Raw genomic sequence first — 21,065 nt, forward strand, 5'->3', positions numbered from 1 at the left:
GTCAAGGCCCGAGCGACGACGTGGATCTTTACATCGCCGCGTTCAACTCCCACGACGGCAGCAGCGCATTCCGGATTGTCGTCACCCCCATACGTGTCGTCTGCGCCAACACCCTGCGCGCCGGTCTGTGAACTGCCAAGAGCAGCTACACGGTCCGCCACACCTCCGGAGCGCGCAGCCGCATCGCACAGGCCCGGCAGCCCCTCGGCCTGACATTCAAGTACGCCGAGGAGTTCGAGAAAGCGGCCCAGCGCATGCTGGACGCAGAGATGACCACCACCACGCTGCGCTCCGTCGTGGAGGAGCTGTGGCCGGTCGCCAGCAGCGACAGCGCCCGGAAGAAGACGAACCAGACTAGCCGGTGGAACACGATCCGCAATCTCTTCCAGGCAGATGCCCAGGCCGGCATCGGGAGGAACCACGTGCCGGGGCGACGTGATTGGCGTACTCGGTGATCGCGTTGTGCGAATCCGGACCTGAAGAACGCCGCCCGCGCCGAGCAGGTGATCACGGGCACCGCCGACGTGCCTAGAGCAGGTCCACCTCGGCGTCGACGTACCCGAACGCCTGGGCCATGTGCGCCAGCGCCTCCCGGAGCAGGCGCTGGCGCTCCGCGCGGCCCATCGCCGGCGCGGCGGTGATGGTGACGGCCATCCGCGATCTGGGGCCGCCGTCGTTGGCGCCGAGCGGCGATAGGTCGACGAGCGAGTCCAGGACCGGCAGGACGCCGTTGTCGGCGGGCTGTTCGCACGTCATCCGCAGTTCGATGGTGGGCGGGCCGGCCCATGACAGCGGGGCCGGGTCGCCGACGAGATCGGGCAGAAGCTCGGCAGCCGTCTCCCACGTGCTCAGCAGCACGGCCTGGACCTCGTCGAGGCCCAGTTGCGTGCCCGAGCCGGGGCCCAGGGCGGCTGCCCACGCTGCCGGGCTCTCGATCAGGACGTCCGCGCAGGCGACCACGGTGGACTCCATCGCGGTGGGCAGCGCGAGCACGACGGACGCCCTCAACGCCGGGCCGCCGTCCGGTCCGGCGATCGTGCACGTGTAGCCAGCGGAACGGGCCGAGTTGTCGAAGGGCCCCCGTTCCCAGCGAGTGGCGGGCAGATCTGCGCCCCGGCGCCTGGAAAGCAACGTCACCGCGCCGGCCACCGCGCTGTACGGAAGCTGCTGTTCGAGCAGAGAGCGCCGGGGCTTGGTGATATCCAGCGTGCCCGGGTCGGCCCAGGGCAGGCTCACCAGTGCGCGCAGGCGCAGCGCCGGCGTCTGGCCGACGGTCCAGTTCTCGGCAGACCGGCCCTGGTCGAGGCCGAAGCGGGGGAGCGGCTGCCACCGCCACACGCCGCGCCCCGAACACGCCAGGCGGCCTGCGCCCCATGACCCGCCGTCGAGGTCCACGATCCGGGTGTCAGCCGCGATCACCCCCGGGGTGTCCATGTCCTCGGGCGGGCGGGGGAAGCCGATGGCCGCGAGCGGGTCCTGGCCCGGTGCATGCCGGCCGGCGTCGACGATCGCCTGCCAGACCGGCGCGGCGACGGCGGCCGCAGGGCGCCCGGCCACCAGACACAGCACCCAGCCCGGCTCGCCGTCCCGCTGATGGTGCAGATCCTGCAACGCGGCCGAGCCCTGCGCCCATGCCTCAGCGGCCGGTTGCCCCAGCCCCGCTTTGGCGAGCTGCTCGTAGGCTGCCCGCATCTCCCTCTCCCGGTCGGGCAGGCCCTGCCCGACCCGCAGACCACTATCGGGCCCGGCATCGGACACGGCCTGCCGTACGAGCTCGATGAGGGCCTGGGCGGTGGGCATGCCGGAGGCCCGGACTCCGGCGGAGAGCAGCTGCTGGATCTCGGTCCGCGGCAGCCAGTGCGTGCTGTCGCCGTCCCGCATCGGCACGGCGACCGTGTCCGTGCGCGGCGAACCGGGCTTGCCCACCGGCGCCGGCACCACGAAGAGCGTCTCGGCAGCCTGCGCGGGCACGTCGATGAACAGCACCCGCTCGCCGGCCGCACCGGACCATCCAATGCGCACGCCGCGAGGAGCCGGTGTGATCCACTGACGGATCAGCTTGCGGATCTGGTCCACGTTCACCGCGGCCGGGTCGATATCGACGATGTGGTCCAGGACCTCCTCGTCGTGTTCCGGGCGGGTGGCGATGCCGATGACGATGACCCCGCCGCCCCCGTTGGCGAACGCCGAGACGTCCTTGGTGAGCTCCTCGACCGCCTTGGGGTCGGCCAGCTGGTACGGGGCCGCCTTCGCATCGATCCACTGGGTCTCGCGCAGTCCGAGCAGGGAGTTCGGCTCATGGGCGTCCAGCGCGGCCAGCGCGCTCTTCAGATCCTTCGGCACCCCGGCAGTATCCACCTGCACTCCGGCCATCCGCCGCCGCATTTCGCAAGTTCACCGACACCACAGGGCGTGATCAGGTGGGTCTTCGCCTCACCCGACCAAGTCGTTCACCAGCTGGACAGCTTCTTGTCGGCAGCCTCCCGACGCTTGGCGGTCTCCTCGGCCTCTCCGATGAACTCCATCGCCCGACCGCGCCATCCGGCCTGGGCCGCGGAGTAGGAGGCGGTCAGCAAGAGGGTGCCGCGCATCGCGAGTTCTTCCGGCCGCTGGCCGAGCCGGGCCACGGCCTGCTGGAGGTGGTCGATGGAAGCCTGGTAGTCGCCGCTGCGGCGCATGGTGACGCCCATCGAGTGCGCGGCCTCGCCCATCACCACCGGGTTGCCGGTCAGTCCGGCCTGCATGCGGGCGCGCTCGGCGGCGACCCAGGCCATGCCCTGGTAGTTCTTGATGGCGAGCTGGGCGAGCAGCACGTAGGGGCGGGCCGCGATGTCGTGCGCGTTCGAGGCCAGCGAGCCGGAGATCAGGGCCGGCAGGGTCCGGCCGAGTTCGGCGTACTGCGCCTCGTGGAAGACGGTGCGGGCCGTGGTGAGCGCGGCGGCGAGGGACTCGCGGCTGGCCGGGCGGGCGTCGGGGAACCGAAACAGGCTTCGCTCGACCAGCTCCTTCGGGTCGACGGGTGGCGCGGCCGCGGGGGTGGGGAGCATGGCGCCGAGGCCGACCCCGAGGCCCAGGCCCAGCATGGTTCGGCGGTGCAGCACGTCTTCTCCCGCGCGTCCAACATCGTCAGCGGTCAGGCCCAGCACACCAGATAACGCGTCGACTGCGGCGTTGTCCGGGAGCATCCGGTCCGCTTCCACCCGGGACACCCACGCGGAGTAGCCAACCTGTTCGCCCACGGCGCCTTGCGAGAGCCTGCGGCCCGTGCGAGCCCGTCGCAGCACGCCCCCCAGCGTTTCGCCCATGTACAGAGTGCGCCGATCCATGCACATCCTGTGCAGCCCTTCGGCCGGACACTTCGGCTATATCGTCAACCGCCGTATGGCCGTCTCCCTCTGGTTTCCGGCGGGGGAGACGGCCATACGGCGGGGCAGTCCGGTGTCCGCCCGGGCCGTGGTAGCCGCCGGGCTTCCGGCCCGCGATGCGACCGTCATCCCCACGAAGGTACCGGCCGCCTCCCCTGTCGTGAGTGGCAAAAGGGGAGGCGGGATACGCCGGTCCGGTTCCTCGACGGGCTCCACCTGGTCCTTGTCGACGACGCGGAGGACTCATAGCGGAGCCCTGGGGTGATGGGCAGCACCCGGTCGGGGCGGGTGGTCATCGGGCCGCGAACTGGGGGTGTGGGTGATCGAAGGGTTGCCCCGCTCCGCATGTGGCATGTGGTGGGGCGGGGCAGTTGCGCGGAGGGCGTGTTCGTGGTGAGGGGCGGGGTGTTACGGCCAGCCCTGCTTCACCTTGGCGGGGGCGGTGTTCCAGTTCTTGGGTATGAAGGTGACGATGTAGGTTCCGCGGTCGAAGTCCGTGTAGCCGCTGGACCAGCTGCGGAACTTGCTCTCGTATACCTGCATGGGCCCCATGGCGCCGCCGGGCGAGTGGTAGTGGTTGGCGTGGGTCCATATGGTGTTGTCGGGGTTTGCTTCTTTTTGGTCCCCGAACCAGCCGTAGTCGAAGTTGACGTAGCTCTCGCCGGGCTTGGCGGGGCTGCGCGAGGTGTTCCTGTCCTTCGACATGTCGACCAGGCCTGTGTTCTGGTTGGGGCGGAAGGCGTCCGGGTCGCCGTACTTCCTCTTGTCGGAGGGGTTCCTGGGGTCCTGTCCGCTCCAGAAGTGCTTCGAGTAGATGACCGTCTTCATCTTGGACGGGTCGTAGTTGCCCCCGTTCCTGTCCTTGAAGGCCGGTGTGTTCCTCAGGGCTGAGTAAAAGCTCGAGCGGCTGTCTTCTTTGGACAGAGCGTCGCTGTTTTTCGTGAGCTCTGCCTTGAGGTTGCTGAGGTAGGCCCCCTCGTCGTGGGCGTTTTCCAGGGCCTTGTTCATGACGGATGCCACATCACGAGCCCGGTTGAACCCCTTTGTCTCGTCGAAGCTCTGCTTGGCGATGCGCCCCTCGAACTCGGCCCGCGTCTCGCCCGGCCGTGGGCCGGTGGTCTCCAGAGCGTTCTTGTACTTGTCCTCGTCAAAGGACGCGAAGGCCAGATTGTTCGTCGGGTAGGGGCCTGAATTGACCCAGGTGACGCCGACGCACCCGTAGGACAGCTGCTCTCGCTGCTCTTCGGTCATTTGCTGAGGTTTGCCGTCGCGGCGGCTGTAGGCCTGCTGCCACTTGCGTATGTAGTTGCTGATGCCGGTAGTGGCCCTGTCTCCGCGGGCCCGGTACGCGTCAGGCATGCTGTCGAGCGGCTCGGCGGGAGGGGTCACCCTGTCGCCAGCCGATGCGGAAGCCCTGAGGGACTCGGCGGCACTCGGCAGTAACCCTCCGGATGGCTTGCCGGGCTGACCCAGATTCAGAGCCTTCTCGTTCAGTGCGTTGATGTGCCCGATGTCATCCACTGTCAGGCCGTGCTTTTCGGCGTAGGACCCCTTCTCGCCGTCGGCACTGCCGGCTGCCTGGCTGACCGATGGCGTGAGACCAGCGGTGCACAGCACTACGCCGACCGTGGTGAGGGCGAGAAACCCCGAGCGTTTGTACATGAAGATCAAGAACTCCTTTGATGGTGGAATGCAGGGCATGCGAGAGAGCGGCACGGTGGAGGAGAACGCGGCGAGCTGCTGATCAGGTCATGGCCGTGCGCCGTCGGCAGTTGACGGGCGGATGGCCATGTCTTGCTCGGCCGACCGGGGATTGTCGTGGTCAGAGCCGGCTCCGCCCACCCCGTTCGGGCCGGGTCGGCTGCATCAGGTGATGACGACGCGTGTCGGACCGCGTGCTCTGCGTCGGCGCAGTAGCGGAGTCCGGCATACGGGGCGGCATACATGAAGCCGTGCTGCCAGGCGGACCCACTCGGCGTGAACGGCCGTGCCTGCGCGGATGTTGTAGTGCGGGAGAAGCTGAGAACCGCCTGTCCGGGGGCCGAGACGAAAAGCCCCGGAGTTCCTCTGAGTGGCTTTGCAGGTGAGTTTCAGAAACGTCCCTTGTTCAGGAACCAGAACCCTGCACGGGGTTGCAGGTACCGGAAGGCGGCCCGCAGGCCGTCCAGCCTCATCCCGTGGAAGGGGGTTTGCTATCACATCTCGGCTCCCGGGTGGGTAGTCAGGTTGTGCGAGAAGCGATCATGGCCCGGTGCCAACTCCTCGACAACACCGCGGCTTCGAAATCGGCCACGCTGTCTAATAGGGCGGTATTCGGTCATCAAGGCGGGCGAGTCCGGCATTGGGACACGTAGCGGCAGCGTTTTCCTGCCCGTGGCGTACGGCCCGCGGCGAGACCGGTAACAGTGACCTTGGGAGTCCTGAGGAGTGGTGCACGACGGCGCTGTCGGCCGGGTCGAAGCGTTTCGTGCAGCGGCGGTGGCGAACCGCATGCGGAGGCTCCGGTCCACACCCTCCGGGTCTCAACCGGACGAACGCCCGCCGGAAGGACCGCAAGATCTTCGCCACTTTCCGCTGCTGCCCGACCCAGGGCTGTCATTCGCCCTCGCCTTCTGTGCAACGGCTGGTTGCGATCTCTTGGTTTTGGGGTGATGGGGTGAGAGACAGTGGGCTTTGGGACGTTATTGCTGGTAGCAGGCTGTTTTCAGCGGGTGGGGTCACTGACTTGGGGGTGAGGGATTTGCGTGGGATCGCTGTTCCCGGGCTTTATGGCACGTGGGGTGACGCTGTCTCAGTTGCGTGAGTTCTGATCACGGGCCGGCGGGGGCTGGTGTGATCGGCGGGTGGATCAGGAAGCACGGGGACCCGGGCTTGGCAGGAATAGGTGCTGGTCCGGACGCTGCTTTGCCGGCGGTGTCGGTGCGGGCGTTGCGGGGGCCGGCAGTAGGCCGGGCTGCCCGGGCAACCCTGGTCCGACAGGTCCCGCCGATCCCGCTGGACCGCTGGTCCCGCAGGTGCGCAGGGTCCGTCAGAGGCCTGGACGCCCCAACCGAAGATCACCAATTTGACCGAAGCCGCACCACTGCCCCACACGATGAGGCCCTTGCGGGCGGGGTCTGCGCCATGTCCTACGGCCACCGGCTGATCTTCGGTTGTCCACACGACACCCGGTGGTCAAGGGCGGCCGTACCTGTCTGCGCAATAGTCAAGAGGAGCTGTTCTTCAGCTGGCCGCGACCTGAAGCTTGTAATCCACGGAGACGGCAAAGGATCCCGATGATCCGCTGACGCTCAGCTTGCGCGGCTCGCTCTGGAACGCCGCAGGCTCGAATCCTGCCGCGGCTGCGCAAACAGCAGAGCGGCCAAGTCCTCACCGGACCTGGCCGCCCGTTCATGGCCTACAGGCTGGGCTGTTACGCCGTGCGACGGTGCGGGACGTCCGGGGCGTCGGCCACTGCGCGTCTACCGCCCCTGCCCGCACAGGCTGACCCTGGCCCTGCGCGCGGTGGTGGAGGCGCCGGTCGCGGAGGAAATCCGTACCCCCGACGGGGATCTGACCGGGCTGCGGCGGGCGGGTCAGTCGGCAGACGAGGGCGCGACCGCCAGGCGCCAGACGGTGGCGTCGAGGGTGACGTGGAAGGCGGGGTCGGTGTTGGCCGTTTGCCCCCGGAAGGTGATCAGGCCGATGTGACCCGCCCTGGTGAGGACGCAGAACTGGGCGCCCGGGGACAGCTTGTCCAGGGGGATGTAGTTGGCGAAGCGCGTCTCGTCGCGGCAGGTCTCCAGGGATCCGGCCTGCCCCGGGTCGAGCAGCACGAGGTGGTTGCCCGCCTGGGTGCGCACGCGGTACGGGAGCGAGTGCCCGGCGAACTCCAGGTCGCCGGCGGAGCCGCCCGACTCCTGCGGCCGCAGCTCACCGTCGCCGAACCTCAGGGTGTAGTTTTCCGGCAGGTTGATGCCCGTGCGGGTGACCGGCTCCGGCGCCTTGGCCACGCCGGCCGGCGGCTGCGAGGCCTTCGGGGTGGACGAGGTCCTCTTCCCCTTCCCGGCGGCCTGTTCTTCCGTGCCGGAGTTGCGGCTCACGAGGTACAGGCCGCCGCCGGCGAGCAGCGCCAGGGCGAGCCCGACCGCCACGGCCACGCCCGGCCGCCGGGTCGGGCGGCCCGGCGCGGACGGCCGGGGCGGGTAGCCCGGTGGCATCGACGGCTGGGCGTAGGGGCCCGGCGGGGGCGGCGTCGGCGGTCCGTACGCGCCCTGGACGGCGGGCGGCGCGGCGGTCACCGTCGGCGTGTGGCCGGGCGGCGCCGGTGCCGGGGCCGCCGGGACCCGAGTCACCTCGGGCGGTGCGGGCGCCGCCCCGCGCAGCGTGATGTCGGCGGCGACCGCGCCGGGCAGCCAAGCCTCGGGGCGGCGCAGCGGCGCGTCGCCGTTGGCGGCCCGGCACAGCGCGAGGACCTCGTCGACCGAGGGCCTGGCCGCCGGGTCCTTGGCGAGGCAGCGGGTCACCAACTCCTGCAGCTGGGGCGGGAGTCGGGTGAGGTCGGGCTGCTCGTGGACGATGCGGTAGAGCACCCCGTGCGAGGTGCCCTCGCCGAACGCGGGCAGGCCGGTCGCCGCGTACGCTGCGACCTGGCCGAGCGCGAAGATGTCGGTGGCCGGGGTGACCGCACCGCCCGCGGCCTGTTCGGGTGCCATGAAGGTCGGGGTGCCGATGGTGACGCCGCTGCCGGTGAGGGCGGTCGCGTCGGCGGCCCGCGCGATGCCGAAGTCGATGACGCGGGGCCCGTCGCCCGCGAGCAGGACGTTGGACGGCTTGAGGTCGCGGTGGACGATGCCGGCCCCGTGGATGACCTGCAGGGCCTCGGCGACGCCCGCGACCAGGAGCAGCACGGTGGGCACGGGCAGCCCGCCGTGCCGCTGCACGGCGTCGGCCAGGGAGGGCCCGGGGACGTAGGCCGTGGCGAGCCAGGGGTGGCGGCCCTCGGTGTCGGAGTCGATCACCGGCGCGGTGTAGAGCCCCTGCACGCGCTCGGCGGCCCGCACCTCCTGCTGGAAGCGGCGGCGGAACTCGGCGTCTTCGCCGAACTCCGGCCGGATCACCTTGATCGCGACGGGCCGTCCGCCCGGCGTGTACGAGAGGTACACCTTGCCCATGCCGCCGGCGCCGAGCCTGGCCGCGATGCGGTATCCGGCCACGGACCGCGGGTCGCCGCCCTCCAGCGGATGAAAGACGGTGTCCAACTCGATTCCCCTACAGTCGTTTTCGGCCCGCGCCGCGGAACTCGCCCGGCGCACGCGGAACTTTACCGAACGCAAGATCCTCTGCCGGTCAGAGCCTGTGTCTGAATCCCGTTCGGATCAGCGTGCGTGCCAGACGTCGTACACCGTTCAGCCCCCGTACTGCGCCTTCCGTGCGGCCTTGCAGGCCGCGCACAAGGGCGAGGCGCCGACTCCGTAGCGGCAGGTCTGGGTGCCACATTTTTGCGCAGGGTCCGGTCTGGCTGGGTGCCCAGGTGACGGGCTGCGGTCTGGCGGTGGGGGCGGGGGAGGTCATGGCGGTGCTCCGCGGTGTGCGTGCAGCCCTATTCAAGCGTTTGTTCGATTATTGGCGCGAGTGTGTGCAGTCCACCGGCCCGCTTGGCTGTGACTGTGCGCGATAGGTGGCCCTTGAGCTCGCTAGTTGGTCCCTGAGGGCGACTCCTGGCCCGCAGGATGGCGGGTGGGATCGCCAGCCGAGGCGTAGCCGCACCCCGCCGCTAGACTCCGGCGTTATGACGGCCGCCACTCCCATATCGCCGATTCCGGTCGCGCCTGCCGGGTTGACTCGCAGGGCCAAGAGGTTCGTGGAGGTGGAGGGCATCCGCGTTCGTCAACAGGGCATATGGCGTCACCGCGACGCGTGGATCGAGCGCGGGATCCCGGCTGCGGAGATCGACCGTGCCGTGGCCTTCCAAGACCGGTGGGGCGGTCTCGCGCTGCCCCCGGCCCCGTTCTACGAGAGCGGCCCGCGCATCCTGGGGGCGGACGTTCCCGAGGGCTCGGCTGTTGAGGGCTGGTGGATTCCGGCCGGGAACGGTCGGGTGTCCATGGCCTACGGATTCATGGTCGGACCCGGTGGCGAGTTCGGGATCCACGGTCCCCGATGGGTACCGCTGCATGCGAGTACGGACGGCTGGGTGGAGTCCCTGGCGCTGGCCTCCCACGCAAGTCGCTGGGCCAAGGCCATCACGAGAATCACCGGCAAGGCAGTCGACTGCCTGAACCTCGACGGGTACGAGCAGGTACCTGAAGTGCAGGGCCTCACTGACGCTTGGTGGCGGGGAACGGACTCACTCATCGCCCTTTACCGCGGCGAGGCCATCGGCCTTGACGCACCTCAATGCCTTGAGGCTCACGTCTACGGCGGCCTCGACGAGTGGGGCCTCCACGGCGGCTGACCGCTCGCTGACGCCTGCGGACCTGAGCATCCGGTCGGCCCGACGGGCCAACTGTCGTGTTCAGTCACAGTACTGTGGTCGGGCAGCCGGGTCACGGCAACGTGACCCGCCTACCCGACCACATCGGCGGGCTGCTTGCGGTCGGCCACACCCGCGGCGGGGGAGACCTTGCGGGCCGGGTAGGCGTGGGGTGGATGGTGACGTATCCGGATGCCTCGAGCAGCGTGGCGAGGAGGAGAAGTAGGGACCAGTGGCGCATGGGTCACCGTGCCGCAGCTGGCCCTGACGGCTCCGCCGGGCCCCTCGGATGGATGGGTCCACGGCCGTCCCGCCGGACCGTGTGGAGCCGGCCTGGCCGACTCTGGAAGAGGGCAAGCCGTGAGGGAGGCCCCGGGATGGTGCTCAGGCCGCCGGTGGAGCCGATGCTGGCGCAGGCCGCCGAGTCCGTGCCAGGCCCGGCTGCGCTGCGCGCCGGGGTGGCGTATGAGCAGAAGCTGGACGGGCACCGGGCGCTGCTGTTTACCGCGGCCGGTCCGGGCGGGCGGGTGCTGGTGCAGACCCGGCGTGGGTCGCTGGTCCAGGATCGGTTCCCGGGCTTGGTGGCGGCCGCCGAGCAGCAGCTGCCGGGCGGCCTGGTCCTCGATGGCGAGCTGGTCGTCTGGGACGTGGAGGTGGGCCGGTTGTCGTTCGAGGCGTTGCAGCGCCGGGCAACCGCCCGCGCCCGCGGTGCCGCCGGTCTGGCTGCCCGGTGGCCGGCTTACTTCGTGGCGTTCGACGTCTTGCAGCTCGACGGGCAAGAGCTGCTATCGCGCCCGTACAAGGACCGGCGTGCTCTCCTCGAGCAGCTGTTCACCGACCACGCCCTGATGGCCCCGTGGACGCTGTGCCCGATGACGACAGACCTGGCCAAGGCCCGGAAGTGGCTGGAGACCTGGACGGATGTGTCCGGGGTGGAGGGCATCGTGGTCAAGCCTCTGACCAGCCGCTATCTCCCCTCGTACCGAGGGTGGACCAAGATCCGCCGACGAGACACCACCGAGGCGATCACCGGCGCCGTCACCGGCACCCTGACCCGCCCGCAGCTCCTGATCCTCGGCCGCCACGACCAGGACGACCGGCTGCGCGCGGTCGGCCGCACCGTACTGCTGCGCCCGGATGCCTCCAGGCAGGTCGGCGATCACCTGGCCGCCGCCGGCCCCGGGCACCCGTGGACCGGCGTGCGGTTCGCGGCGGCCTGGGGGTCGCGGGAGGCACTGGATGCGGTCCTCGTGCGCCCCGATTTGGTGGTGGAGGTCAGCGCGGATCGGGCGGTGGACAGGGGCGGCGTATTTCGGCACCCGCTGCGCTTCAAGCGGCTGCGCTTGGACGTGACGGCGGAGGACGTTCCCCGGTTCGGTGAGGGGCCGACTGCGGCGGCCGGCTGAGCCTGCCGACCGGACTCGGGCTGCACATGTGGCGAATGGGCCGCCTCGAGTATTCGCCTGGGGACCCCTCGATGGCTGCTCCGCGTTGTGAGTGGGATGGACAGCGTCGTCGCGCCCGCTGTCCGGCCGTCCTGGTGGCAGCGGGTGAGGCCCGCCTCGCCTGCCGGTTTCGGCCCGGGGCGCGACTTCTCTCCATGGAGGGGACAGGCCGGTCCGTCGCGAGGAGACCGGGGTTTCGGCCGTCCCCGGGTGGTGTCAAGTCCCGAAATCCCGGGGCATGACCCCGCCGGGGTGGTTCCGGCCTACTGGAACCGAGGCGAGGGGCGCCACGTGGGCGCCTCTTCACTACCAGCGGGAGAAAAACCATGGCTCGCAGGATCCGGAAGAACTCCGTCCGTCTGGGTGTCGCGGCCATCGTGGCGGCGGCGGTCACGGGAGGCGTCGTTCTCCCCGCCACGACGGCGATGGCGGCTCCGACGACCGAGGTGACCACCGCGTCGTTCGAAGTAGACCCATTTGCCCCTCCGCCGCAGCAGGAGCATTACGGGCCGGAGAAGGCCCCGCCGAACCCTTACGAGGAGCCGGAGGGCCCCCCGGTGTCGACCTGGGGGACGGGGACCACTCCGGCGGAGTCTGATAAGCCGGAGGAGGCCCCGGCTGAGTCTGATAAGCCGGTGGAGGAGCCGGAAAAGGCCCCGCCGAACCCTTACGAGGAGCCGGAAGGCCCCCCGGTGTCGACCTGGGGGACGGGGACCACTCCGGCGGAGTCTGATAAGCCGGAGGAGGCCCCGGCTGAGTCTGATAAGCCGGTAGAGGAGCCGGAGAAGGCCCCGCCGAACGAGGAGCCGGAGGGCCCCCCGGCGGAGTGATGAGCCGCTGGACGTTCTGGAGAAGGCTCCACCGAACCCTTACGAGCCGGCCCCGGCGGACCCCCGGTGTAGCCCAAGGAGCCGGAAGAGCCTGTGGCCCCCGGTCCTTGAGAAGTCCGGGATGAAACATCAGGTGAACGGGTGAGAGGTAGTTGTCTTTCCGGGCTTGAGGACTGCGTTCTCGCTGGTCAGGCATAGGGTCGGCGGTCTCGTGGCAGTGGTGACGTGTCGTGTCGTTGCTTTGGTGGAGGTCGAGGATGCCGTCGGTCGTGGGACTGCTGGAACAGCGTGAGCTCACCGCTCGCCGTCGTGTCGACGATCTGCGGGAGGAGGCCGACCGCCTCCAGGCGGAGCTGGCCGTGGCTGAGCGGGAGTGGAACGAGTGGGTCATCGCCCGCTCACGCGTTGGCGAGGTACTGGCCCCGGGCAACGACGGCGTCGTCGGCCCCGCCGCCTCCGAGGGTCTGCCGGCTCCCGGTGTGCAACCGGCGCGGCCCGAACCGGCGGAGGCGGCGAAGCCGAAAACAGTGGTGCCGGTGTGGCGCGCGGGGCTGGCCTGGTCGGCGCTGTCGGTGGACTACCAGCGCATCCTGCAGGCCCTCAGCGACCGTAACCGACTCGGTCAAGGAGCTTTGACGTGCCAGGAGATGGCCGCCTGCTTCGGCCTGGACCCCGTACCGGGAAAGGTGGAGGCACTGCGATCGAAGGCCAAGCGGCTGACGGCGCGCGGCTGGCTGATCGAGCCGGCACCTGGCCGATTCACGCTCGCGAAGGACGTGGCCGGGCAACGCGGCGGGTCATGAGCATCGTCATCGACCAGTAGACCATCGCCTCCGCGCTGGCGACGGAACGCTCGAAGTCGCGCACGAGACGGCGACTTCGCATCAGGTGGGCGAAGAACCGCTCGACGATCCAACGCTTGGGCAGCACAACGAAGCCGCGCATGTCGTCGCTGCGTTTGACGACGGCGAGGACCAGGGCGAAGGCCGCGAGGCAGTACTCGACGAGGCTGCCGGTGTATCCGCCGTCGGCCCAGACCAGGGCCAGCAGGTGGTGCGCGGCAGCGACCTGGGTGAGCAGGACCTGGGCCGCGGCGCGGTCGCCCACATCCGCTGCAGTGACCATCACCGCGAGCAGCAGGCCAAGGTGTCGACCACGACGTGCCGCTTGCGCCCGTTGATCAGCTTGCCGCCGTCGAAGCCGCGGCTGTCAGAGCCGACGACCGCGTCCGCTTTGACCGACTGCGAGTCGATCACGCCCGCGCCCGGCTCCGAGTCCCGCCCGGCCCGCTCGCGGACCAGGCGGCGGAGCCGGTCGTGGAACTCGCGGACCAGATCGTGGTTGCGCCAGCGCCGGAAGAACGCGTAGACCCGGTCCCACGGTGGGAAGTCGGCAGGCATGGCCCGCCACTTCGTGCCGTTGTCGACCAGGTAGCGGATCGCGTCCAGCATCGCGCGGTGGCAATGAGCCTCCGGTTGCCCGCCCCGGCCCCGCAGCCAGCCCGGCACCGGCAGCAGTGGCCGGACCACCGCCCACTCGGCGTCCGACATGTCCGTGGGATACCGACGCTCGCGCGCCCCGTGGTCTCTGGCGTTCCCGAACCTGTGAGCCAGACAGTCACACGCGAGAGTGGCTGAAGTGGACCCCACTCCCGCGTTGCCGTAGAAATGCGACAACAGGGCCTCCTGGACCGCACGTTGGATTCGACACCCTTCGAGCTACCAAGAGGCCCTGCTCTCATGCACGGCAGCCGCCGCAGTCACCCGATCGACTGACTTCTCGACGAGATCGGGACGGCGGCAGCCGCGTCGCTTCTCGTGATCGCCGGGACGGACAAATTCGCACTGCCGTCCAGGTAGACGGTCGGCTTGGTGACGCCCTGAGGCCGCCTTGCGGGTTTGAGCCCGGTGCCGCGACTGACGAACCTGGCGAAGAGTCGTGTCCTACCGGCTCGAGGCGCGGCCAACCGCCCCCGCTACGTCCTACTTCTCCTCCGGCTCCCAGGCGCGGAGCAGGTCGAGCAGCCCTGCGTCTCCGTCAACGTGCAAAGAGTCGGCCTGGATCCGGTCGTACAGGTAGAGGACCAGCTCACTGGCCGTGCCGTGGACGGAGGCGCCGGCTGCGTCCGAGTCTTCGCCGGTCGCGGCGGTGGGCGCGGGGATGCGGGTGATGCGTGCGCCGTCGCCGTCGACGGTGAGGCGCCAGGAGCGGCCCTCGGCGGCGTGGAAGTCGAAGGCCGTGGGCTTGTGCGGCCAGGCACTCGGCGTTGCGCAGACGGTGAACAGGAACTCCTCCACACCGTCGAGTGCCAGCTCGACCGGCAGCGGCTGCAGGGAGCCCCCGGCGAGCTGGGCGTCGTAGGTGTGCACCGCGGTCTCCTGGACCCGGTGCCGGGCGGTGCCGCCGGCGGTCTGCGGTGACTGCGACGCGGGCCACCACGTCCAGCAACCGCTCTCCGGTCCCGCCGCGCGCAGGGCGCCCAGCAGAAGCTGCGTCGACGCGTCCAGCCAGGCCAGCAGGGCCTCACGCTCCTGCGGCACTTCCAGCGCGGCGCGCGCGGCGACGGCCTCGGCCGGGGGAGCGTCGGCAGACCCCGCGCCGACGATGGCGGCCCAGAAACGGTCTCCCCCACCCAGGTGCTTCACCAGATCGAACAGCGTCCACCCGGGGCAGGTCGGCACTTGCGCGTCGAGACCGGGCGCGGCGGCGACCACGGCGCGGAAGGCGGTCGACCGTTCATCGATCAGTCGCAACAGGTCAGGGAACTCAAGATTCTTTTCCACGCCGGATGTCTATCACCGTGCTCCGGTGATTGGACAGCGATTTTCACAGTCGCCGCCGGTTGGCCATTGCGGACGTCCTCGCCTCCCACCGCTCGGGTGACAAGCTGCGCACTGCTGCGAGGACGCTGGTGGTGGCGGTACGCCAGGCGTCGTGCCTGTGGGTGCTCTGGCCCCGCCGTGCGGCCGGGCACCTCGGCGACGTGACGTCCACCCGGTGCGCGCGGTCACGCTGCCGCTCGATGTGATGGACGCGGAGGTCACGATGGCGGGGGAGGACCGGTCGGGTCGGGAGTTCAGGTGACTCCCGTTCGACCAGCACTCCTCAAGTTCGGAACAACAACAGCCACTTACCTTGATCTTTAACCTCGCCCGTCATCCGACCTGCTGAGGTCTACCGTTTCCGGGAGCGCGCGACGCGGCCGCCCTCCACGCTTCGAGATGTCGAGTAACGAAGTGTCGAGGAACGGCCGCTGAGGATGAGTTTCCCTGTCGATGTTCCCGCCGTCGAGGCGTTGGGTGTCCTGTCCCGCTTTCGTGTTGAGTTCTACGAGTGCCTGTATGCCCGTGCGGATGCGCTCTTCGAGCTCACCGACGCGGTGCTGTGCACGGACGGGCCGGTCAGGTCGCTGGTCGAGCTCACGCTGACGGCCGAGCACCGGCGCGGGCATGGAGCGATGTACGACGCGGTCAACCACGGCTGGCTGGAGCCGCGCCGCCTGCGCAGACTGCCGGCCTCGACGCCGCTGCCGAGGGCGGCCGACGGGCGGATCGTCCTCGCGGTCGACGTGAGCAACTGGCTGCGGCCCGACGCGCCCACCAGCCCGGACCTGCTGTTCTGCCACGTATACGGGCGAGGTCGCAGTGCTGACCAGATGATCCCCGGCTGGCCCTATTCGTTCGTCGCAGCCCTGGAACTGACTGCGGGGGCCTTGTGTGGGACGGGCGGGTGTGGGGGCAGGGCCTGTCAGGGCCACGCCTGAGCGGGAGTCTTGGTTCTTGACCGTTCGTCAGCGTGTCGTCAGGGGTTGACTTCGAGGTTGGTCAGCACGAGCAGGGCGCGCAGGAGGGCGGTGGCGCGGGCGGATTCGGTGCGGAGCTTGGTCAGGGTCCGCCAGGCTTTCAGGTTCGCGAAGGCGTGTTTGACCGGGGCGCGGGCGGCGGCCAGGATCTGGTTGGCCTGCTTGTGGCCGGCAGTGAGCTTGCGGGCCCGGGTGGCCTTGTAGCCGGTGACGATGACCTGGTCGACAGGGTTCTTTGGCTTGTCGACGCCGATGAAGCCGAGGTCGGCGAGCGCGCCGAGGCCCGCTGCCTTGAGGTGCTCGAGGATTTTGTCGCGGCGGGCGACGGTGGCGTCGTGGGTGCGGCTGGGGCGCTACTGCCGCTCCCACTGCTCCTTGGTGATCTCGTACCGTACGCCGCCATGCTCGGAGCCCTCGATCATCTCCATGTCGGAGGGAGTAGGGATGGTGTCCGCGAGCGTCATTTCGAGCTTCTCCATGATGTTGCGCGAACCGTGGTTCACGGACATCGTCGCAGCCCAGACCATGCGCACACCGAGCTCTGTGAACGCCTTGCCCAGCAAGGCCCGCGAGCCCTCGGTGGCATAACCCTTGCCCCAAGCCGCCTGTCGCAGCCGGTAGCCGAGTTCGGCTTCGTCCAGCGGGCCCTCCGGCTCGGGACGCAGGTGGAACCAGCCGATGAACGCGCCGCCGTCCTTCTCGTGCGCGGCGAATAGTCCGAGGTCGCCGCCCCACTTCTCGTAACCAGCGAGGATTTTCGGCAGGTCGCGCTCACGGACGAGTCCCGGCGCGGTCGGATTGCCGCCGGTCAGGTAGCGCATCACCGCCGGGTCGCTGTCCAGCTCGATCAGCAGGTCCGAGTCATCGGCAGTGAAGCGGCGCAGGGCCAGGCGCTCGGTCTTCAGGTAGGTGTCCACGAGTCGATCATGCCTGCAGCAAGTCGGTCAGCCCAACGATTTTCCTCGGCAACTCGGAGGCGTTGCCATGACGTCGCAGGATATAGAGATGGGTGCGGCCTGGTGCCGGCCCGTTCCCCGTTGCCCCTGAAGGATCGGTCGCTTTCCTCCCGTGTCCCTCGCCTCCGCCGTGCCCGTCGTGCTGACCGCCTCCGAGCGCCACCGGCTGAAGAAGATGGCTTACGGCCACAAGACCCCGCATCAGGCCCGGCAGCGGGCAACCATCGTGTTAGGGGTCGTCTCGATAGGTGGCGCGCAGTCAGTCCGAACCCGAGCTGTGCTCTGCGGGTGGTAGTTCGGTTGCGGTGAACTTGGCCGCCTGGGCGAAGATGCCTGCATGAGCCAAGAATCAGATGAGGTGCGCGAAGCGATCGCAGGCGAGCTGCGCCTCATGGACCCCAGCGTGCGCAGTTCACGCTGGCTTGCCCGACGGGCCTTGACCCCGGATTTTGAACACGTCTATGCGGCTCGGGCCAGGGTAGTTGCTGTTGCTTGGAAGTCGTTCTCGTAGGCGATCGGAGACCGTTGACCGAGGCGGGAGTGCCGGCGTCGGGTGTTGTATCGGGTCAGCCAGCGGAAGGCGTCAAGTCGTGCTTCACGCTCGCTCGATCAGCCTTTGCGACCTTTGAGCGTCTCCGTCTTGAAGGCGGCGTTGAAGCTCTCCGCTGCGGCATTGTCCGCGCTGGACTCAGCCGCGGCCATGCTCTGCCGGACCCCTACTGACCTGCAGATTTCGGCGAAGGCTCTGCTCGTGTACTGGGATCCGTGATCGGTGTGCATCACCGCTCCGGCCAGGCTCCCGCGGGTCTGCTCGGCTGTCGCGAGGGCGTCGATGACGAGCTCGGTTCGCATGTGGTCGGCGATCGCCCACCCGGCCAGCCGGCGTGAGGCTAGGTCGATGACGGTCGCGAGGTAGAGCGGCTTTGAGCCGCTGACCGGCAGATACATGACGTCGCCGACGTACTTCGTGTTCACCGCGGCCGCGGTGAAGTCACGGCCGATCAGATCTGGTGCCTTTGCCGCGACCCGGCAGCGTATCCGCACGGTGACGGATCGTAGGCGGACCGCCACGGCAGGCGCAGCAGATTCCGAGAGCATCGCCAGCCGGCCAGTCAGACGATCTTCATCGGGGGCGCCGACCGGCGACCATCGTGAGCACGCTGTCACCCCCGCACATCAGGCCGTGAGCTGCCGCTTCACGATGCAACCGCCCATTAGTCACCGCCCCGTACCGCTTCGCTGACACGGCCGCTGCCCCCGGGGGCCTGAGGCAGTGGCCATCCCGGTGGCGCACCCTCGGCGCGTTGCCGGTTGATCGCCGGGGGCGAAGAATGGGGACTAGGATTGTGCCTCAGGAAGGGAGCTTCCGATGGCATGGCGCATTGAGGGGACGTATTTCGAGAACTGCAATTGCAATATGGTGTGCCCCTGCTCCACCTCCGGCCTCTCGGCTCCGGCGGACTACGACCGTTGTCAGGTGGTCCTGGCCTTTCACGTGGACTCCGGCCAGGTCGGCGATGTCGACGTGAGCGGTCTGACGGTCGCCGTGGTGGCCGATGCCCCGCCGCTCATGAGCGAGGGCAACTGGCGGTTGGGCATGATCATGGACCAGGCCGCCTCACCGGAGCAGGCGGAAGCGCTCGGGGCGGTCTTCTCCGGTCAGCGAGGCGGCCCGATGCAGGACCTCGGCCCGCTGGTCGGCGAGATGCTCGGGCTGGAGGTCGCCCGGATCGACTATGCCGATGACGGCCGGAGCCACAGCGTGAGGATCGGCGACGCGATCGACATCGAAGTCGAGGACTTCGTCTCTCCGCTCGACGCGACCGGAAAGGGCGTCAGGGTCAGCGGGGTGGGATTCCCTGCGGACACCCTGGCGGCCGGAGTCGCGACGAGGTCGCGGGTGAACGCCTTCGGCCTTGAGTTCGGAAACGAAGGGAAGAACGCCTTCTCGGCGCCGTTCTCCTGGGCGGCCTGAATGTCGCCTCCGCGTGCTCGACGGGCCGTCGTCCCGGCGAGCTGGGCGGCGCTGCTCGCTGTGGCGGCGCTGGCCTGGGTTCTGACGGTCCGCAGCTCGTCAGGCATGGCACGTGGGCCGGGCACGGTGGGGCGGGACCTATGGGGCTTCCTGGTCCTGTGGGGACTGATGTGGCCGCGATGATGCTCCCCGCCGTCGCGCCCGTCGTCTCCTTGTATCTGCGCACACTGCGCCAAGGAGTTCATCTTCGAACTGACCAACGACACCCTGATCGCCCATGCCCGCAGTCTCCTGAGCGGTAAGGAAGGGGAGCAAGAACCACGTCGCGGGCAGGATCGCGAAGAAGGTGCTGTGGTTGGGGTGGGTGGGCGCCTGGAGCGTGCTGCGCGGTGGAGCTGGTGTACGCGGCCGGAGTGGGGCATGGGGCCTCCCGGGGAGGATCCGGGGTCGGGTCCGTAAAGTTAACGGCTCTGTCTCACATTCGGTGGTGACTGAGGGTGGCGTTATCCGAGGAGGATGCGGTGCCGGAGCAGGGTGAAGCCTGCTCGTCCGTGCATCTGGCGGGCGATCCGCTTGGCCTTGGTGTTGATGCCCTCGGTGGGGTCGTTGCTGTAGGTAAGTGTGATCGCGGCGATCGCGGCGTTGCGGTCTCGCTCGAGGCCGCGGGTGAAGGCGTGCAGATGCGGCAGGTCGGCAGTAAGGACCTGGGTGATCCAGAGATCGAGCGCGTCGGCGTTCTCTGGCTGAGGCTTCAGGAGCGGGGCGAAGGTCCGGACGGCGGTGGCCAGGTGGGTCATCTCGGGGCAGGCAGCGGTGAGGCGGGCCAGGAGATCGCGATGTCCGGCCTTGAGGTTCTCGGGCCTGGTCAGGAGCATCCGGGCCAGCCTGCGTGGGGAGATGTGGCTGCGGTCGGCGTCCGCGCGGCCTTGGTTGATGTACTTGTGCAGGAGGTTGAGGCAGCCTGTGAAGCCGAGGGCCTTGATCTCTTCGAAGAGGTGCTGGACGGGGACGGCGGGGTCTTCAGCCCGGCGTTTGCGCAGGTGCTCGCGGTGGGGATCGACGAGGCTGGACCGGTATTTTGGGACGCGGAGCATCCGCTCGGGCCGGTCGGCTCGGGCATAGCATTTGACGGTATTCAGGGCCAGTTGCAGGCGGCGGCCGCATTCGAGGAGGCCCACGCCCTGGTTGAGCAGGTCGTGGACCTGATGCCAGCGTTCCAGTGTGGTCTGTGCGCGCGGCCCGTCACACAAAGGTGCGTCGAGCACGGTGGCCCAGCAGTTGCTGTGCGCCTTCACCTCGCTCAGGGCGGCTTCGCACAAGTTGTGCCACACATGCCAGCGGTCACCAACCTGCATGGCGTCGGGCAGGGCCCGGCGGATGGCTTCCGCGTAAGTCGTCGATCCATCACGACACACGACCTCGACCCCCGGATGGGCACGCAGCCACGCTTCCAGAGAGCCGGCCGTGCGGTCGGGCAGGACATCGATCCGTTCATGGGTCTCCGCGTCGATCACCACGGTGGCATAGCGGTGCCGCCGGCGCAGAGCGAAATCGTCGACACCGATCACTCGAGGAATCCGCCCGGCCGGCAGGGGGATGCCCAGCAGGGCACGGAGGGCTGTGTGACGGGACAGACCCATGGCGAGTGCCGCCAGCAAACGGACTCCCGCCCGACCCGCTAACTCCTTCACCACCGCCTTGACCTGCCTGGTCAGACGTGCAGTGCGCCGCTGATAGCGCTCCAGCACCCCGGGCACTTGCTCGCGGAAGGTCTGACAGCACCCGCGCGTGGGACACACCAGACGTCGCACCCGTACGCGGAGCACCACCCGCCGGCCGTCGACCGGTACGTCGGCCACCTTCCGCCAGTGATAGCCGTGCACCTGCCCCGACGACGCCCCGCACACCGGGCAGGGCGCGGGCTCTTTCGGGGTCCGCGCCCTCACCACGACCCGCCCGCCCTCATCGGCCACATCCTCAATGACCAGCGGAGATATGCCCGAAAACACCATCTGCACAAGCTCGTTGATGTTCTTCACACCGACATCAACGACCTTAGCCACCCTCCGTCACCACCGAATGTGAGACAGAGCCGTTGACCGTACAGACCCGGCCAGCCCGGAACTCGCGTTCGGTGCGGTTCAGCGCGAGCAGGCGGCGACCGGTCGCTGCCCAGTTCCTCGTTCGACGCGACCGGGCGCGGGCGTCTGCTATGCCTCTGGAGTAGCCCTGTGCCGA

Annotated in this window: 14 protein-coding genes and 4 pseudogenes; 7 read left to right on the forward strand and 11 right to left on the reverse strand. The window is 69.2% G+C overall.

The window, feature by feature from the left end; translation table 11 throughout:
• Positions 1–53 precede the first annotated feature (53 nt).
• Positions 54–455: pseudogene (locus OHT74_RS39860) on the forward strand (DUF932 domain-containing protein); the annotation flags it as partial.
• Between the two features lie 73 nt (positions 456–528).
• Here the strand turns inward: OHT74_RS39860 and OHT74_RS39865 are convergent.
• The 4 genes from OHT74_RS39865 to OHT74_RS39880 form a co-directional block, all read right to left on the reverse strand.
• Positions 529–2,343, reverse strand: coding sequence for an RNA-binding domain-containing protein (locus tag OHT74_RS39865; protein WP_328623095.1), 1,815 nt, complete (start codon positions 2,341–2,343; stop codon positions 529–531).
• Positions 2,344–2,450: 107 nt separating this feature from the next.
• A complete protein-coding gene (locus OHT74_RS39870; RefSeq protein WP_328623096.1) occupies positions 2,451–3,332 on the reverse strand; it encodes a helix-turn-helix domain-containing protein in 882 nt (293 codons plus the stop codon).
• Positions 3,333–3,773: 441 nt separating this feature from the next.
• A complete protein-coding gene (locus tag OHT74_RS39875; RefSeq protein WP_328623487.1) occupies positions 3,774–5,027 on the reverse strand; it encodes a protein-glutamine gamma-glutamyltransferase in 1,254 nt (417 codons plus the stop codon).
• A 1,913-nt stretch (positions 5,028–6,940) separates the two neighbouring features.
• Positions 6,941–8,605, reverse strand: coding sequence for a serine/threonine-protein kinase (locus tag OHT74_RS39880; protein WP_328623097.1), 1,665 nt, complete (start codon positions 8,603–8,605; stop codon positions 6,941–6,943).
• Positions 8,606–9,135: 530 nt separating this feature from the next.
• On the opposite strand from OHT74_RS39880, the gene OHT74_RS39885 reads away from it, so the two are divergent.
• The 4 genes from OHT74_RS39885 to OHT74_RS39900 all read left to right on the forward strand — a co-directional run bounded on the left by OHT74_RS39885 (position 9,136) and on the right by OHT74_RS39900 (position 12,897).
• Positions 9,136–9,801, forward strand: coding sequence for a hypothetical protein (locus tag OHT74_RS39885; protein ID WP_328623098.1), 666 nt, complete (start codon positions 9,136–9,138; stop codon positions 9,799–9,801).
• Positions 9,802–10,196: 395 nt separating this feature from the next.
• On the forward strand, positions 10,197–11,225 hold the full coding sequence (locus OHT74_RS39890) for an ATP-dependent DNA ligase (protein ID WP_328623099.1): 1,029 nt from the start codon (positions 10,197–10,199) through the stop codon (positions 11,223–11,225).
• Between the two features lie 365 nt (positions 11,226–11,590).
• The gene (locus OHT74_RS39895) at positions 11,591–12,094 is read left to right on the forward strand and encodes a hypothetical protein (RefSeq protein WP_328623100.1); all 504 of its coding nucleotides are present in this window, start codon (positions 11,591–11,593) and stop codon (positions 12,092–12,094) included.
• A gap of 257 nt (positions 12,095–12,351) precedes the next feature.
• Complete coding sequence (locus tag OHT74_RS39900; RefSeq protein ID WP_328623101.1) at positions 12,352–12,897, forward strand: hypothetical protein; 546 nt, start codon at positions 12,352–12,354, stop codon at positions 12,895–12,897.
• Here OHT74_RS39900 and OHT74_RS39905 read toward each other — a convergent pair.
• From OHT74_RS39905 to OHT74_RS39915, 3 genes are all read right to left on the reverse strand, one after another.
• Positions 12,854–13,219, reverse strand: a complete 366-nt coding sequence (locus OHT74_RS39905) for a transposase (protein WP_328623102.1) — start codon at positions 13,217–13,219, stop codon at positions 12,854–12,856. The two genes, OHT74_RS39900 and OHT74_RS39905, sit on opposite strands and share 44 nt — an antisense overlap.
• The gene (locus OHT74_RS39910; protein WP_328623103.1) at positions 13,219–13,644 is read right to left on the reverse strand and encodes a transposase; all 426 of its coding nucleotides are present in this window, start codon (positions 13,642–13,644) and stop codon (positions 13,219–13,221) included. The genes OHT74_RS39905 and OHT74_RS39910 overlap by 1 nt, the downstream gene beginning before the upstream one ends.
• A gap of 432 nt (positions 13,645–14,076) precedes the next feature.
• Entirely contained in the window at positions 14,077–14,877 is an 801-nt protein-coding gene (locus tag OHT74_RS39915) for a maleylpyruvate isomerase family mycothiol-dependent enzyme (protein ID WP_328623104.1), read from the reverse strand.
• A 476-nt stretch (positions 14,878–15,353) separates the two neighbouring features.
• Here OHT74_RS39915 and OHT74_RS39920 point away from each other — a divergent pair.
• A pseudogene (locus OHT74_RS39920) lies at positions 15,354–15,812 on the forward strand (transposase); the annotation flags it as partial.
• A gap of 83 nt (positions 15,813–15,895) precedes the next feature.
• Here the strand turns inward: OHT74_RS39920 and OHT74_RS39925 are convergent.
• The 3 genes and pseudogenes from OHT74_RS39925 to OHT74_RS39935 all read right to left on the reverse strand — a co-directional run.
• A pseudogene (locus tag OHT74_RS39925) lies at positions 15,896–16,234 on the reverse strand (transposase family protein); the annotation flags it as partial.
• 15 nt (positions 16,235–16,249) lie between these two features.
• Positions 16,250–16,813 carry a GNAT family N-acetyltransferase gene (locus OHT74_RS39930; RefSeq protein ID WP_328623105.1) on the reverse strand — a complete coding sequence of 188 codons (564 nt, stop codon included), beginning with the start codon at positions 16,811–16,813 and terminating at the stop codon, positions 16,250–16,252.
• Between the two features lie 498 nt (positions 16,814–17,311).
• Positions 17,312–17,875 (reverse strand): annotated as a pseudogene (locus OHT74_RS39935) (IS3 family transposase); the annotation flags it as partial.
• Between the two features lie 346 nt (positions 17,876–18,221).
• Here OHT74_RS39935 and OHT74_RS39940 point away from each other — a divergent pair.
• Positions 18,222–18,827: a DUF1326 domain-containing protein gene (locus OHT74_RS39940; RefSeq protein WP_266671939.1), complete on the forward strand. Its 606-nt coding sequence runs from the start codon at positions 18,222–18,224 to the stop codon at positions 18,825–18,827.
• A 503-nt stretch (positions 18,828–19,330) separates the two neighbouring features.
• Here the strand turns inward: OHT74_RS39940 and OHT74_RS39945 are convergent.
• The gene (locus tag OHT74_RS39945) at positions 19,331–20,839 is read right to left on the reverse strand and encodes an ISL3 family transposase (protein ID WP_328623488.1); all 1,509 of its coding nucleotides are present in this window, start codon (positions 20,837–20,839) and stop codon (positions 19,331–19,333) included.
• Positions 20,840–21,065: the final 226 nt, after the last annotated feature.

It is taken from the genome of Streptomyces sp. NBC_00354 (assembly GCF_036106915.1).
Taxonomy (GTDB): domain Bacteria; phylum Actinomycetota; class Actinomycetes; order Streptomycetales; family Streptomycetaceae; genus Streptomyces.

What these genes read in the sequence shown, in the direction of transcription:
- OHT74_RS39900 (WP_328623101.1), top strand. Translation starts at nt 12,352, where the DNA reads ATGCCGTCGGTCGTGGGACTGCTGGAACAGCGTGAGCTCACCGCTCGC.
- OHT74_RS39885 (WP_328623098.1), top strand. Translation starts at nt 9,136, where the DNA reads ATGACGGCCGCCACTCCCATATCGCCGATTCCGGTCGCGCCTGCCGGG.
- OHT74_RS39875 (WP_328623487.1), bottom strand. Translation starts at nt 5,027, where the DNA reads ATGTACAAACGCTCGGGGTTTCTCGCCCTCACCACGGTCGGCGTAGTG.
- OHT74_RS39945 (WP_328623488.1), bottom strand. Translation starts at nt 20,839, where the DNA reads ATGGTGTTTTCGGGCATATCTCCGCTGGTCATTGAGGATGTGGCCGAT.
- OHT74_RS39895 (WP_328623100.1), top strand. Translation starts at nt 11,591, where the DNA reads ATGGCTCGCAGGATCCGGAAGAACTCCGTCCGTCTGGGTGTCGCGGCC.
- OHT74_RS39910 (WP_328623103.1), bottom strand. Translation starts at nt 13,644, where the DNA reads ATGTCGGACGCCGAGTGGGCGGTGGTCCGGCCACTGCTGCCGGTGCCG.
- OHT74_RS39905 (WP_328623102.1), bottom strand. Translation starts at nt 13,219, where the DNA reads ATGGTCACTGCAGCGGATGTGGGCGACCGCGCCGCGGCCCAGGTCCTG.
- OHT74_RS39940 (WP_266671939.1), top strand. Translation starts at nt 18,222, where the DNA reads ATGGCATGGCGCATTGAGGGGACGTATTTCGAGAACTGCAATTGCAAT.
- OHT74_RS39890 (WP_328623099.1), top strand. Translation starts at nt 10,197, where the DNA reads ATGGTGCTCAGGCCGCCGGTGGAGCCGATGCTGGCGCAGGCCGCCGAG.
- OHT74_RS39870 (WP_328623096.1), bottom strand. Translation starts at nt 3,332, where the DNA reads ATGTGCATGGATCGGCGCACTCTGTACATGGGCGAAACGCTGGGGGGC.